The organism is Mycobacterium kyogaense (assembly GCF_003254575.1).
Taxonomy (GTDB): domain Bacteria; phylum Actinomycetota; class Actinomycetes; order Mycobacteriales; family Mycobacteriaceae; genus Mycobacterium; species Mycobacterium kyogaense.
In genome coordinates this window covers 95994-109453 of sequence record NZ_QJUA01000016.1, presented here as the reverse complement: position 1 = coordinate 109453, position 13460 = coordinate 95994, and the positions used below count along the sequence as shown (strand labels likewise).

General features: G+C 69.2%; 13 protein-coding genes. 1 reads left to right on the top strand and 12 read right to left on the bottom strand.

Features of this window, described 5'->3' with window-relative positions; translation table 11 throughout:
* The 5 genes from DMB80_RS13560 to DMB80_RS13540 form a co-directional block, all read right to left on the bottom strand.
* On the bottom strand, nucleotides 1-918 hold a 918-nt coding region (locus DMB80_RS13560; protein WP_111510315.1), incomplete at its 3' end, for an LLM class flavin-dependent oxidoreductase.
* Between the two features lie 6 nt (nucleotides 919-924).
* A complete protein-coding gene (locus tag DMB80_RS13555; protein ID WP_111510314.1) occupies nucleotides 925-1941 on the bottom strand; it encodes an ABC transporter substrate-binding protein in 1017 nt (338 codons plus the stop codon).
* A gap of 23 nt (nucleotides 1942-1964) precedes the next feature.
* Nucleotides 1965-2717: an ABC transporter ATP-binding protein gene (locus DMB80_RS13550; RefSeq protein WP_111510313.1), complete on the bottom strand. Its 753-nt coding sequence runs from the start codon at nucleotides 2715-2717 to the stop codon at nucleotides 1965-1967.
* Nucleotides 2714-3520, bottom strand: a complete 807-nt coding sequence (locus DMB80_RS13545) for an ABC transporter permease (protein WP_110798050.1) — start codon at nucleotides 3518-3520, stop codon at nucleotides 2714-2716. The genes DMB80_RS13550 and DMB80_RS13545 overlap by 4 nt, the downstream gene beginning before the upstream one ends.
* 87 nt (nucleotides 3521-3607) lie before the next feature.
* The gene (locus DMB80_RS13540) at nucleotides 3608-3913 is read right to left on the bottom strand and encodes a hypothetical protein (RefSeq protein ID WP_046365695.1); all 306 of its coding nucleotides are present in this window, start codon (nucleotides 3911-3913) and stop codon (nucleotides 3608-3610) included.
* Between the two features lie 177 nt (nucleotides 3914-4090).
* Here DMB80_RS13540 and rbpA point away from each other — a divergent pair, with 177 nt between their 5' ends.
* A complete protein-coding gene (gene rbpA, locus DMB80_RS13535) occupies nucleotides 4091-4426 on the top strand; it encodes an RNA polymerase-binding protein RbpA (RefSeq protein ID WP_043409883.1) in 336 nt (111 codons plus the stop codon).
* On the opposite strand, the gene DMB80_RS13530 is transcribed toward rbpA, so the two are convergent.
* From DMB80_RS13530 to cobN, 7 genes are read right to left on the bottom strand one after another with little or no spacing between them, the layout of a single operon-like run.
* Complete coding sequence (locus DMB80_RS13530; protein ID WP_111510312.1) at nucleotides 4427-5224, bottom strand: polyprenol monophosphomannose synthase; 798 nt, start codon at nucleotides 5222-5224, stop codon at nucleotides 4427-4429.
* Nucleotides 5221-6930: an apolipoprotein N-acyltransferase gene (gene lnt, locus DMB80_RS13525; protein ID WP_111510311.1), complete on the bottom strand. Its 1710-nt coding sequence runs from the start codon at nucleotides 6928-6930 to the stop codon at nucleotides 5221-5223. The genes DMB80_RS13530 and lnt overlap by 4 nt, the downstream gene beginning before the upstream one ends.
* Entirely contained in the window at nucleotides 6923-8461 is a 1539-nt protein-coding gene (locus DMB80_RS13520; protein ID WP_111510323.1) for an amidohydrolase, read from the bottom strand. Before DMB80_RS13520 ends, lnt begins: the two co-directional genes overlap by 8 nt.
* Nucleotides 8462-8505: 44 nt before the next feature.
* Complete coding sequence (locus tag DMB80_RS13515; protein ID WP_111510310.1) at nucleotides 8506-9015, bottom strand: FxsA family protein; 510 nt, start codon at nucleotides 9013-9015, stop codon at nucleotides 8506-8508.
* Between the two features lie 43 nt (nucleotides 9016-9058).
* Complete coding sequence (locus DMB80_RS13510; RefSeq protein ID WP_111510309.1) at nucleotides 9059-9463, bottom strand: PPOX class F420-dependent oxidoreductase; 405 nt, start codon at nucleotides 9461-9463, stop codon at nucleotides 9059-9061.
* A gap of 3 nt (nucleotides 9464-9466) precedes the next feature.
* A complete protein-coding gene (locus DMB80_RS13505; protein WP_111510308.1) occupies nucleotides 9467-9847 on the bottom strand; it encodes a PPOX class F420-dependent oxidoreductase in 381 nt (126 codons plus the stop codon).
* A 33-nt stretch (nucleotides 9848-9880) separates the two neighbouring features.
* Nucleotides 9881-13459, bottom strand: coding sequence for a cobaltochelatase subunit CobN (gene cobN, locus DMB80_RS13500; RefSeq protein WP_111510307.1), 3579 nt, complete (start codon nucleotides 13457-13459; stop codon nucleotides 9881-9883).
* Nucleotide 13460 lies beyond the last annotated feature (1 nt).

Sequence of the window (13460 nt, the reverse complement as noted above, 5' to 3'; positions counted from 1 at the left end):
CACCAGACCCACCCCCGCCCACAGGTTCGGATAGATCTCGAGCTGGTCGATGCGCCCGCCGTGCAGCGCAGTCATGCGGCGCTGGCCCTCGGATTCGGACTTCGCATGCAGCGCCGTGGCATTGGCGATCTGTTCGGGGCTCAGCTGGGCGAGCAGGTCATCGGCGACCGCCCACGCCGCCTCCGAGGTGTCTCGGCTGATGGTGTGCAGCCGAATACCGAAGCGCACCCGGCGGCCGCGCTCTTCGGCCAGCGCCCGCACCTTCGCGATCTTGGCGGCCGCGTCCTGCGGCGGCTCACCCCACGTCAGGTACACGTCGACGTACTCGGCCGCGATCGGCAGTGCCGCCGCCGACGAGCCCCCGAAGTAGATCTGCGGCAACGGATCCGGCGGTGCGGACACCCGCGCGTCGGCGACCTCGTAGTGGGCACCCGAGAAATCCAGGTGCTCTTGCCGCCAGATCGACGTCACGATGTGCAGGAACTCACCGGTGCGCGTGTAGCGCTGATCATGGTCGAGCCAGTCTCCGAAGCGGCGCTGCTCCCGATCGTCTCCGCCGCTGACGATGTTGAGCAGTACGCGGCCTTCGGAATACCGCTGCAGCGTTGCCGTCTGCTGGGCGGCCAGTGTGGGTGGGATCAGCCCGGGACGGAACGCCACGAGGAACTTGAGGCGTTCGGTTTCGGCGAGCAGCGCCGACGCCGTGAGCCAGGCGTCCTCACACCAGGTGCCGGTCGGGGTCAGCACGCCTTCGTAGCCGAGCCGGTCGGCCGCCCGTGCGACCTCGGCGAGGTAACGCCGCGTGGGTGGCCGATAGCCGGGCGGCACCGTGTGATGCGACGATGCGTGAGACGCGCCGACGATGGAGCGACTGTCCCCGTTGGTGGGCAGGAACCAGAAGAACTTCGCAGAAGGCATGGATTCCTAACTTGTCGCGGCGAGCAAGGGGCGCAGCACGTCGTTGTAGCGACGGTCCACCCACTTGTCGAATTCCGGTGCCGGAGAGGCGATCTGACCCGATTTGGCGAACAGGTCGGCGATCTTCTGCTCGGAGGCCACCACGTCGTCGTCGAGTTCGGTCGGCAACCGCAGGCTGCGGGACTGCGACACCGTCGCCACCTCGGGGCTCAGCCCGACGGCCTGGGCGTAACTGCTGGCCCACTGCTCGCGATGGTCCTGAGCCCACCGCGCGGCTTTCTCGAACCGGACCAGTAGGTCCGCGAGCGCGGTGTTGCGCTTGGGGTCGGCCAGCGCCTGATCCGATGCCACCCCGAACCAGTAGCCGTTGGTGACGTCGCGGGCCTGCCCGATCGAGCGCACAGGCAGCTGCGCAGCAGTCTGCGCGGTGTAGGGGTCCCAGATCGCCCACGCATCGGCTTGGCGCTGCGAGAACGCGGACAGCGCGTCGGCCGGTTGCAGGAACACCAGCGTGACGTCGTCCGGGGTCAGTCCCGCCTTCTCGAGCTGCGCGAGGATGTGCCCGTGCGCCGAGCTGCCCTTCCCCACGGCGATCCGTTTGCCACGCAGATCGGAGATCGAGGTGATCGGCGAATCCTGGTGCACCAGAACCTGATCGCCGTTGCCGCCACCGTCGTAGGCGGAGACGACCTTGACCTTCGCCCCCGCTGCCGCACCGAAGATCGGCGGGGTGTTGCCGGTGATCGCGAAGTCGATCTTGCCCGCCGTCGCGGCCTCGATCTGCGGTGGCCCGGAGGTGAACGTCGAGAACGCGATTCGATAGGGCAGGCCGTCGAGCGCACCTGCGGCGCGCAGCAGGGACTCAGTGCCACCCTTCTGATCGCCCACCTGCAACGTCAGCCCTGCCAACTCCGACAGCGGTACCGTCTCCGGAGCCTCCTGCGCGCCCGAGACCTCCTGGCGCGAAACGCAACCCGCCAGCAACAGGCTCACGGCCGCGATCACAGCAACAACCCTGGACATGAGGGCCCTCTCGTCGACGATGGTCAGGACTGCACGCCGAGCGTGTCGAGCAGCTCGGCGCGGTAGCGGTCGGTGTGGCCTTCGCCGGGCACCCGCCGCGGATCGGGGATGTCGAGGGTGTGCACGATCGCGCCGTCCTCCAGCACGAGTACGCGGTCGGCCAGCGCGACCGCCTCGTCGACATCATGGGTCACCAGCAGCACGCCGAAGCCGTGTCGACGCCACAGGTCGAGCAGCAGGGCGCGCATCGAGAGCCGGGTCAGCGCGTCGAGCGCCCCGAACGGCTCGTCGAGGAGCAGGAGTTGCGGTTCGGCGACGAGCGCCCGGGCGAGCGACACCCGTTGCGCCTGACCGCCGGACAGGGTCGACGGCCACGCCGCGGCGCGATCGGCCAGGCCCACGTCAGCCAGCGCCTGTTCGGCCCTGGTGAGCACCTCGGCCTTCGGCAACCGGGTCCGGGTCAACCCATAGGCGACGTTGGTGCGTACGTCGCGCCATGGGAACAATCGCGGCTCCTGGAAGGCCACCGCCGGCGCGCCGGCGACGGCGCGGTCGCCGGTGTGATCGCTCGACAATCCGGCGAGCACTCGCAGCACGGTCGATTTGCCCGAGCCGCTGCGGCCGATCAGCGCGACGATCTCGCCGTGGCCGATGCGCACGGACAGGTCGGTCAGCACGTGGCGAGAGCCGTACCACTTGTTCACGGTGCGTAATTCGCCGGCACTCTCGGCACGTCGACCGGTCGCGCGGCTGGATGTGTCAGACGTCAACGTCATCCCCGATACCTCGCCGCCCTGTTCTCGAGCGCGCGGACCAGCGCGTCGGTACCGATGCCCAGCAGGGCGTAGATGATCAGACCGAAGATGATGATGTCGATCCGCAGGAAGTCCCGCGCGTTCATGATCAGGAAGCCGATTCCCTTGTCCGCGTTGATCTGTTCGGCCACGATCAGGGTGAGCCAGGCGATCGCCAGCGATTGCCGAAGGCCGACGAGAACTTGAGGCGCCGCGCTCGGGACGATGATCGTGCGCAGCTTCTGCCAGAACGAGAAGCCGAGCACCTGCGCGGTCTCGAGCAACTTCGGATCGACCTGGCGGATGGCAGAGAAGGTGTTGAGGTAGAGCGGGAAGCTGACCCCGAGCGCGACGAGCAGCACTTTGGGTAGCTCACCGATGCCGAACCACACGATGAACAGCGGGATCAACCCCAGGTGCGGCAATGCGCGGATCATCTGCATCGGCGGGTCGACGGTGACCTCGAACCATTTCGACAAGCCGACGGCGATGCCGAGGGAGATGCCGACCACGCCGCCGAGAAGCAGGCCTTCGACAACCCTGACCCCCGATACGGCGAGGGCGTCTGCCAGCTGGCCGGTTCTGAGCAGCTCGACCCCCGCCTCGGCGATCAGCGACGGTGCAGGTAGCACGTCCTGAGGAATGAGCCCGATCGCACTGCCGATCTGCCACAGCGCCAACAGCACGAACGGCGAGGCGAGCCGGATGAGCACCCATCTGCGCTGACCCCGTGGGCGCGGGGCGGTAGGGGCCGACGGCACGGCCAGATCGGCGGGACTGGTCACGGTCAGGCGACGTTACGGCCGGTCGCCCCGCCGATGAAGCGTTTGATTCGGCGTGAGCGAATTCCGTGTGAGGACGCAGAAGTCGGGTCAGCGCCAGCCGTCGGCCGCACGGGCCGCGCGCATCACCGCGTCACACAGTTCACGCAGTTCACTGGCCTCCGCGCCCTCCTCGAGAGCGGTCGCCATGTCCTCAGCGGCGCAGCGCACCTCATAGACCCGGTCGGACAGGACCGAAGCCTCCTCTGCGCTGAGGACCACCGCGTCCTCGGCCACCGCGGACCCCTTCACCAGGGCGCGTTGCTCGTAGGCCCGCTGACGGCAGGACTGCCGGCAGTACTGACGTCGTCTACCGAGCCCGGCGTCGGCCACTTCGCGGCCACACCAGCGGCACATCTGCGGGCGCGTGCGCGATCTGCGAGGGGGAGCCAGCCGGTCCGGGGAGGCGGTCACGGGCCGACTCTAAACCGACCGATACTCGGATCCCGGTATCATCGGGGGCCGAGTCGGGAACTCCGCGGAAGAGATCTGCGTTGAATACCCCGGACCAAAAGCGCTGAAGAGGAGTTGACGATGGCTGATCGTGTCTTGAGGGGCAGCCGCCTCGGAGCCGTGAGCTACGAGACGGACCGCAATCACGACTTGGCGCCGCGTCAGGTCGCCCGCTACCGCACGGACAACGGCGAGGAATTCGACGTTCCGTTCGCCGACGATGCCGAGATCCCCGGTACGTGGCTGTGCCGCAACGGCATGGAGGGCACGCTCATCGAAGGTGACGTGCCGGAGCCCAAGAAGGTGAAGCCGCCGCGCACCCACTGGGACATGCTGCTCGAGCGGCGCTCGGTGGAGGAACTCGAGGAGCTCCTCAAGGAGCGCCTCGAGATCATCAAGACCCGCCGTCGGGGCTGATCAGCGGGCGGTGCCCCGGGCCCGGTCCAGCCGGGCCCGCATGCCCCACTGGGCGATCTTGACGATGGCCTCGCGGATGGTCGAACCGTCCATCTTCGAGACGCCGTGCTCGCGTTCGGTGAACGTGATCGGCACTTCCACGACCGTGAATCCGGCGTTGATGGAACGCCAGGTCAGATCCACCTGGAACCCATAGCCCTTGGAATCGACGGCCGCGAGATCGATCTTCTCGAGCACCTCGCGCCGATAGGCACGGTAGCCCGCGGTGATGTCGTGGACGCCCACGCCCAGCAGAATGCGGGAGTAGCCGTTGGCGGTCTTCGACAGCACCATGCGGCGCCGCGGCCAGTTGCGCACTTCCCCACCGTCGACGTAGCGCGAGCCGATCGCCAGATCGGCGCCCGCATCGACCGCGTCGAGCAACCGGTACAGCTGCTCCGGAGCGTGGCTGCCATCGGCGTCCATCTCCACCAGCACGGTGTACTGCCTGCTCAATCCCCATGCGAAGCCGGCGAGGTAGGCCGCGCCCAACCCGTCCTTGGAGGTGCGATGCATGACATGGACGCGGTCCGGATCGGCCAGCGCGAGCTCATCGGCCAGCGCGCCGGTGCCGTCCGGGCTGCCGTCGTCGACGATCAGCACGTGGACCTGCGGCGCCGCGTCGGTGACCCGGCCGACGATCTTGAGCAGGTTGTCGCGCTCGTTGTAGGTCGGGATGATCACGAGGGTGCGTGCGCTGGGTTTCGCCACAGCTTCCTGGCCGGCTTCCCGGCCACCGGGACTACCGGGGACGCTCATGCGGCTCCTTTGCCGTTCTCGGACGTCGATGTGCGACGCGTCGTTCTTCGTGGCCCGAAGCGGCCCACGAAGAAATCATTGTGCAGCATGGCTGCGAGAAGTCCTGCAACGCCGATGCCCACCAGCAGCGCCTCGACGTAGGGACCGAACCGGGTCGCCGGGGTCAGCGATGTCCGCAGCCGGACCTGTTGGTCCAGGTAGGCCGGCTCGAAGAACTGTGTGCGCGCGAGCTCGCGGCCTGCGGGCGAAATCACAGCGCTGATCCCGGTGGTCCCGGAGACCACGACGTAGCGCTCGTGTTCGACTGCCCGCAACCGGGCGAACGCGAGTTGCTGTTCGCTCATCGACTCGTCGAACGTCGCGTTGTTGCTGGGGACGGCCAGCATCTGCGCTCCGCTGCGCACCGCCTCCCGGGCGGCCCGGTCGAAGATCACTTCCCAGCACGTGGTGACACCGATCGGCACCCCTGCCGCCCGCACCACGCCGTCACCGTGTCCCGGCACGAAGTAGCCGGCACGGTCGGCGTAGGACGAGAGCTTGCTGAAGAAGCTGCGCCACGGCAGGTATTCGCCGAACGGCTGGATGATCTGCTTGTCGTGGCGGTCGGCGGGACCGGTGTCGGGGTTCCACACGATCACCGAGTTCGTCGACACCGGGTTGTCGCGGCGGTAACCGGGTGCGGCGAGCACGCCGCCCACCAGGATCGGCGCCCGGATCGCGGCGGCCGCCGCGGAGATCTCCTTCGCGGCGTCGGCGTTGGCCAACGGATCGATGTCCGAGGAGTTCTCCGGCCAGATCACCACCATCGGCTGTGGCGCTCGACCCGCCCGCACGTCATCGGCGAGTCGAATCGTCTCGTCGACGTGGTTGTCGAGGACCGCCCGCCGCTGGGCGTTGAACTCGAGACCCAGCCGCGGCACGTTGCCCTGCACCACGGCGACGGTGACCGGTGGTTCGTCACCGACGCCGGCACCGGAGGTGCGCACGTGCGGCCAGGCCAGTGCCGCGATCAGCAGCACGACGGCCACGCAGAGGCCCGGCAGCACCACGGCAGGCGGCGCGGCGACGCGCGCGGCGCGATCGCTGCGCCACCACCTGATCACCTCGATCGTCAGCGCTGCGAGAGCGAAGCCGACCAGGGCGACGCCGAACGACACCAGCGGAGCGCCGCCGAAATACGCCAGCGGCAACGCCGGACTCTGCGTCTGCGAGTAACCGACCACCCCCCACGGGAATCCGCCGAACGGCACCGTCGACTTCAACCACTCCTGCGCCGACCACAGACCGGCGAACCACAGGGGCCAGCCGGGCACCCTGCGCACCAGGACGGCGACGAGGCCGAACAGCGCGGGGAACAGCGCCTCGACCGCGCTGAGCGCCAGCCACGGCACCGGCCCCACCAGCCCGCTGATCCAGGGCAGCAGCGGGATGTAGAACGCCAGGCCGAACAACAGCCCGTAGCCGAACCCGCCTTTCGCGGTCACCGAGGGCACGGTCAGCAGCCAGCCCAACCCCGCGAAGGCCAGGAAGGCGAGGAACCACCAGCCGAACGGCGGGAAACTGAGGCACAGCATCAGACCGCCGAGCAGCGCCACGGTCAGCTGCGGCAGCCGGCTCAGGACGGCGCGGCCGATCCGCTGTCGTCGCGACGGCGGTGCGCCGGTGTCTGATTCGGTATCGGGTACGCGTTCGGTGGCCTCAGCCATGCAGGATCGCGCCTCGATGCACCGTCTGCCGACACCGCGGCGCTTCGCCGTCCAGGCGGGGCAACACAGGAACGCGGGAGCGGGGGTCGGTGGACCAGCGCTGCACCGCGTCGGCGGGGGCGTTGACGTCGAATTCGTCGGCATCCCACACGGCATAGGAAGCGGGCGCACCCGGTACGAGGGTGCCCGTCACCCCGTCGCGGACGCCACCGGCCCGCCAGGCTCCGCGGGTGGCGGCCGCGAAGGCGGCCCGGGCCGACACAGCGCTGCCGGCGCTCTGATGGGTGGTCGCTGCGCGCACCGCAGACCACGGGTCCAGGTCGGTCACCGGGGCATCGGAACCGAAAGCGAGGGGCACGCCTTGGGATGCTAACAGCGCGAAATTGTTCATCCCTGACGCCCGCGTCGGCCCGACACGCTGGGCATACATTCCGTGCGGACCGCCCCACAGCGCGTCGAAGGCGGGCTGCATGCTCGCGATCACACCCCAGCGGCCGAGCGCCGCAGCCTGCTCGTCGGAGACCATCTCGAGGTGTTCGAGGCGGTGCCCGCAGCGGGCGACCGCGACGCTGCCAAGCTGATCGACCACCGCACCGAGGGCCTCGACGACCGCGGTGACGGCGGCGTCGCCGATGACGTGGAAGCCGGCGGTGATGCCGGCCTCGGTGCAGGCCATCAGATGCGCGGTGATCGCGTCGGTGCTCAGGTAGGCGTTGCCGTGCGGCGCGGCGCATCCCGCCGGTGCGTCGGCATAGGGCTCGTGCAGCCAGGCGGTGCGCGAACCGAGGGCGCCGTCGACGAACAGGTCGCCGGCCAGCCCCTGCGCGCCGGTCTCCGCGAGCAGGGCCCGGGCGGCGTCGGCGCTGCCGACCGCCTCACCCCAGTAGCCCACCACGTCCACGCCGTGATCCAGCGCGCGCAGCTCCCGCCAGTCGTCGAGGCCACCGATCTCCGGTCCCGCGCACTCGTGGACCGCGACGACGCCGCGCGACGCCGCGAGGTCGAGCGCGGCCCGGCGAGCCTCGTCACGTTGGGCGACGGTCAGGCGCTCGCGGGCGACACGGCGCACCCGATGGTGGTCGTCTGCGGTCAGGGGGCCCTGTCCCGCGACACCCGCGGCGCGCTGCAGCGCCGTCGAGGCGAGCGCGGAGTGCACGTCCACCCGGGCCAGGTACGCCATTCGGCCCGGGCCGACCGCGGCGTCGACGTCGTCGACCGTCGGTGGGGTGGGGTCGGGCCAGCCCGATTCGTCCCAACCGTGGGCCCACAGCACACCGTCCGGATGGGACCGCGCGTAGGCGGCGAGCAGGTCGACACAGTGCTGACGGGACGTCGCCGCCCTCAAATCCAGGCCGGTCAGGCTCAGACCGGTGGCGGTGACGTGCACATGGCTGTCGACGAACGCCGGGGCGACGAACCCGCCGCCCAGGTCCACGATGTCGGCGTCGGGGAACTGCGCCCGGCCGACGTCGTCGCTGCCCAGCCAGGCGACGACACCGTCACGGACCGCCATCGCGGTGGCGTCGGGCATGGCGGGGCTGTGGATGCGCCCGCCGAGCAGGAGGCGGGTGGCGTTCACCCCGGCAGACGGCGCGGTTCGGCCTGGCTGCCTGCCGGGTCGGCAGGAGCATCGACGACGTCGATCACCTCACCGTCGATGTACTCACCGCGAGAGGGCCGGTACACGAACCGCTGTGCGCCGAACCTCGAGGCGGTGCCCGCACCGACGATCAGCGGCGCCCGGCGGGCGGCCATCGCGGTGACGACGGGACGCGCGAGCGTGCGCGTGGGGGGAAGCAGCAGCAGTGCGCCGACGACGGAACTGGCCAGCCCGGGAATCACGACGAGCACCGTACCGAGCGCCACCAGGGCGCTGTCGGTGACCACCCCGGCGGCGTTGTCAGCGGTGAGCCCGGACTGCAGCCGCCGCAGGTGCCGCCGCAGCTGAGACCCGGCCAGCGCGAGGCCCAGCAGGAACATGCCCGCGACCGCCAGCATGGTCCAGCCGAAACCGATAGTCGCAGTCAATCCGACCAACACGGCCATCTCGACCACCACGTAGAGCACGAAGAGCCTCATCGCCATGTCCGGTCAACGTCCGGGGCACGCGTTCGGTTCCTCCTCGGTGTCAGGGTTCCTGGGCCCCGGCAGGAGGTGCGGTCACCTCGATTGCGGCGTGCACCTTGTCGATACCGCCGCGCAGGATCGCCTGGGGGATGAAGTACCAGGCGTGGTTCCAGTAGCGCTTGATGATCATGGTGAACACCCGGCGGGTCTCCGATTTCGGCAGCATCCGGGCCACGGCTTCCACCGGCTCACCCTTGACCTTGCCGAGCACGCCGCACTTCTGGATCGTCACCCGCGGAGTGTTGTTGATCCGCTTGGTCTTCCACGACCCGTCGTCGGTGATGATCAGCAGTTTGTCGCCGTCGGGAACACCCCACACCGGGGTGGGCTTCGGTTTGCCGTCCTTGGTGAAGGTCGTCAGCAGCAGGTACTTCTCGCGGTACACGTCGGCGAAGGTGGGTGCCACGGCTCAGTTCCCCGTCAGCTCGATGGTGACGTTCTTGTCCATGCCGCCGCGCAACTTGGAAAAGAAGTTGAACACCTTGCCCAGCAGGCCGTAGCGCTTGCCGATCGCGTCGTAGGTCGCGGCGTTGGCGGACTTGTCGAGTATGCGCGCGGTCGCCTCCACCGCCTCGCCCTTGGGTTTACCGCCTCGGTCACAGGGCGCGATGGTCACCCGGGGAGTGTTGCGGATGCGCTTGACCTTCCACGACTTCTCCTGGGTGATGGCGATCAACTTGTCCCCCGCCGGCGCCGCCCAGATCGCGGTCGGCTTGGGCCGGCCATCCTTGGTGAACGTCGTGAGAAGGATGTACTCGGACTTGGCGACCTCGGCGAACGTCACGGGCATGGCACAAATGTAGCTGGTGTGCGTGCGCGCAGGTCAGCCCTCGAGATCCCCCTCGGTCTCCAGCAGTACCTGCCGCAAGCCGTCGAGCGTGGCCTGCTCCGGCGCCGCCCACATCCCGCGCCCCGCCGCCTCCAACAGCCGCTCGGCCATCCCGTGCAGTGCCCAGGGGTTGGACTCGTTCATGAACTTGCGGTTCTCGTCGTCGAGCACGTAACTCTGCGAGAGCTGCTCGTACATCCAGTCGGCCATCACTCCCGCGGTGGCGTCGTAGCCGAACAGGTAGTCGACGGTCGCGGCCATCTCGAACGCGCCCTTGTACCCGTGCCGTCGCATCGCGGTCATCCAGCGCGGGTTGACCACTCGGGCCCGGAACACGCGCGTCGTCTCCTCCGACAGGGTGCGCGTGCGCACCGCGTCGGGCCGGGTGTTGTCGCCGATGTAGGCCGCGGGCGCGGTACCGGTCAGCGCGCGCACCGTGGCGACCATGCCGCCGTGATACTGGAAGTAGTCGTCGGAGTCGGCGATGTCGTGCTCGCGGGTGTCGGTGTTCTTGGCAGCCACCGCGATTCGACGATAGGCCCGGTTCATGTCGTCGGTGGCAGGCGCACCGTCGAGGCCCCGGCCGTACGCGAACCCACCCCACGCCGTGTAGACCTCGGCCAGATCGGCGTCGTCGCGCCAGTTGCGGCTGTCGATGAGCTGCAGCAGGCCGGCTCCGTAGGTACCCGGCTTGGAGCCGAAAATCCTTGTCGTGGCGCGTCTGTCGTCACCGTGCTCGGCCAGGTCCACCTGGGCGTGCGCGCGCACGAGGTTGTCCTCGTCGGACTCGTCCAGGCCCGCGACCAGTCGTACCGCGTCGTCGAGCATCGCGACCACGTGGGGGAACGCGTCGCGGAAGAACCCCGAGATCCGGACGGTCACGTCGATGCGCGGCCGGCCCAACTCGGCCAGCGGGATGGGTTCCAGATCCACCACGCGACGCGACGCATCGTCCCAGATCGGGCGCACTCCGAGCAGCGCCAGCACCTCCGCGATGTCGTCACCGGAGGTGCGCATCGCCGACGTCCCCCACACCGAGAGCCCGACCGACTCCGGCCAGCGCCCGTGATCGGCCCGGTAGCGTTCGAGTAGCGAATCCGCCATCGCCACACCGGTTTCCCACGCCAACCGCGACGGAACAGCCTTGGGGTCGACCGAGTAGAAGTTGCGTCCGGTCGGCAACACGTTGACCAGTCCGCGCAGCGGCGATCCCGACGGTCCCGACGGGATGAAGTGGCCGTCGAGAGCGCGCAACACCTGGTCGATCTCACCGGACGTCTGCCTCAGCCGCGGCACCACCTCCGTGGCGGCGAACCGCAGGATCGCCGCGACGTCGCAGTTGTCGGTCAGCGAGTCGACGACGTCGGCGTTCCAGCCGCTGTCCTGCAGTGCGGCAACGAGTTCCCGGGCCCTGCCCTCTGCCTCGTCGACGGCCGACCGCTCGTCGTTGCCGTCCTCGGCCAGTCCGAGCGCCTGACGCAGACCGGGAACGGTCTGCTCCCCGCCGAAGAGTTGCCGGGCCCGCAGGATCGCCAGGACGAGGTCGAGCTCGCTCTCGTCGGCAGGTCGTCGGCCGAGGATGTGCAGACCGTCGCGGATCTGGACGTCCTTGATCTCGCACAACCATCCGTCGACGTGCAGCAGCATGTCGTCGAAGGAGTCCTCGTCCGGCCGGTCCTCCAGACCGAGGTCGTGATCCATCTTGGCCGCCCGCATCAGCGTCCAGATCTGCTGACGGATCGCGGGGAGCTTGCCGGGGTCGAGTGCGGAGATGGTGGAGTGCTCGTCGAGGAGCTGCTCGAGCCGGGCGATGTCGCCGTAGGTCTCGGCCCGTGCCATCGGCGGGATCAGATGGTCGATCAGCGTGGCGTGGGCGCGCCGCTTGGCCTGGGTGCCCTCCCCCGGGTCGTTGACCAGGAACGGGTAGACCAGCGGCAGATCGCCCAGCGCGGCATCGGTGCCGCACGACGACGACATGCCCAGCGTCTTGCCCGGCAACCATTCCAGGTTGCCGTGCTTGCCCAGGTGGACGACGACATCGGCGCGAAAGCTGTTGCCGAACGCGCCATCCAACCAGCGGTAGGCCGCGAGGTAGTGGTGACTGGGTGGTAGATCGGGATCGTGGTAGATGGCCACCGGGTTCTCACCGAACCCGCGGGGAGGCTGAACCAGGATCACGACATTGCCCGATTGCATTGCCGCGATGACGATGTCGCCCTCGGGATTGCGACTGCGGTCGACGAACAACTCCCCTGGCGGTGGACCCCAGTGCTCGACCACCGCGTCCGCGAGCTCGCGGGGCAGCGTGGCGAACCAGGCGCGGTAGTCCGCGGCCGACACCCGGATCGGGTTGCCGGCCAGCTGAGTCTCGGTGAGCCAGTCCGGATCCTGGCCGCCGCGTTCGATGAGCGCGTGGATGAGCGCGTCGCCGTCGCCGGCATCCAGTCCCGGGATCTCGCCGACGTCGTAGCCGGCGTCGCGCATGGCGTCCAGCAGAGCGATCGCGCTGGCGGGCGTGTCCAGGCCCACGGCGTTGCCGATGCGGGCGTGCTTGGTCGGGTAGGCGGAGAAGACCAGGCCGACCCGCTTGTCGGCGGGGGCGATCGACCGAAGCCGGGCGTGCCGCACGGCCAGTCCGGCGACCCTCGCGCAGCGTTCGGGATCGGCGACGTAGGTGATGAGCCCCTCGTCGTCGATCTCCTTGAACGAGAACGGAACTGTGATGATCCGGCCGTCGAACTCGGGTACGGCGACCTGGGTGGCCACGTCGAGCGGCGACATCCCGTCGTCGTTGGCGTCCCACTGGGCGCGCGACGACGTCAGGCACAGGCCCTGCAGGATCGGGACGTCAAGGGCTGCAAGGTGAGCCACGTTCCAGGTGTCGTCGGCCCCGCCTGCCGTCACCGCCGCCGGAGTCGCGCCACCGGCCGCGAGCACCGTGGTGATCATCGCGTCGGCGGTGCCCAGCAGTTCGATCAGCGCGGGCTCTGGCGTGCGCAGCGAGGCACAGAACACCGGAAGTGCCACTCCCCCAGCGGTTTCGATGGCCTCACACAGAGCCTCGATGTACGCGGTGTTTCCGGCGAGCTGCTGGGCCCGATAGAACAGCACGGCGACGACGGGCCCGTCGGTTCGGCCTGCGACCCGGTCCAGGACACCCCAGGCCGGGGTGCTGGCCGGCTCCGCGAAACCGAAGCCGGTCATCAGCAGCGTGTCGGACAGGAAGGCGTGCAGGTTCGCGAGGTTCTCGACGCCACCCTGGGCGAGATACACGTGCGCCTGCAATGCGACGCCCGCCGGCGTGGTCGAACGGTTCATCAGGTCGGCGTCGGGCGCCTGTTCGCCACTGACCACCACGGCCGGCACCCCGCTGGCGACCACCGCGTCGATACCGTCTTCCCACGCGCGATAGCCACCGAGGATCCGGACCACCACCACGTCGGCGTCTGCCAGCAGTTCTTCGAGCTCACCGTCGACCAGGCGCGCCGGGTTGGCCCAGCGGAAGCCGGCGCCGGACGCGCGGGCGGTGATCAGGTCGGTGTCCGACGTGGACAGCAGGAGAACGGTCGTCACC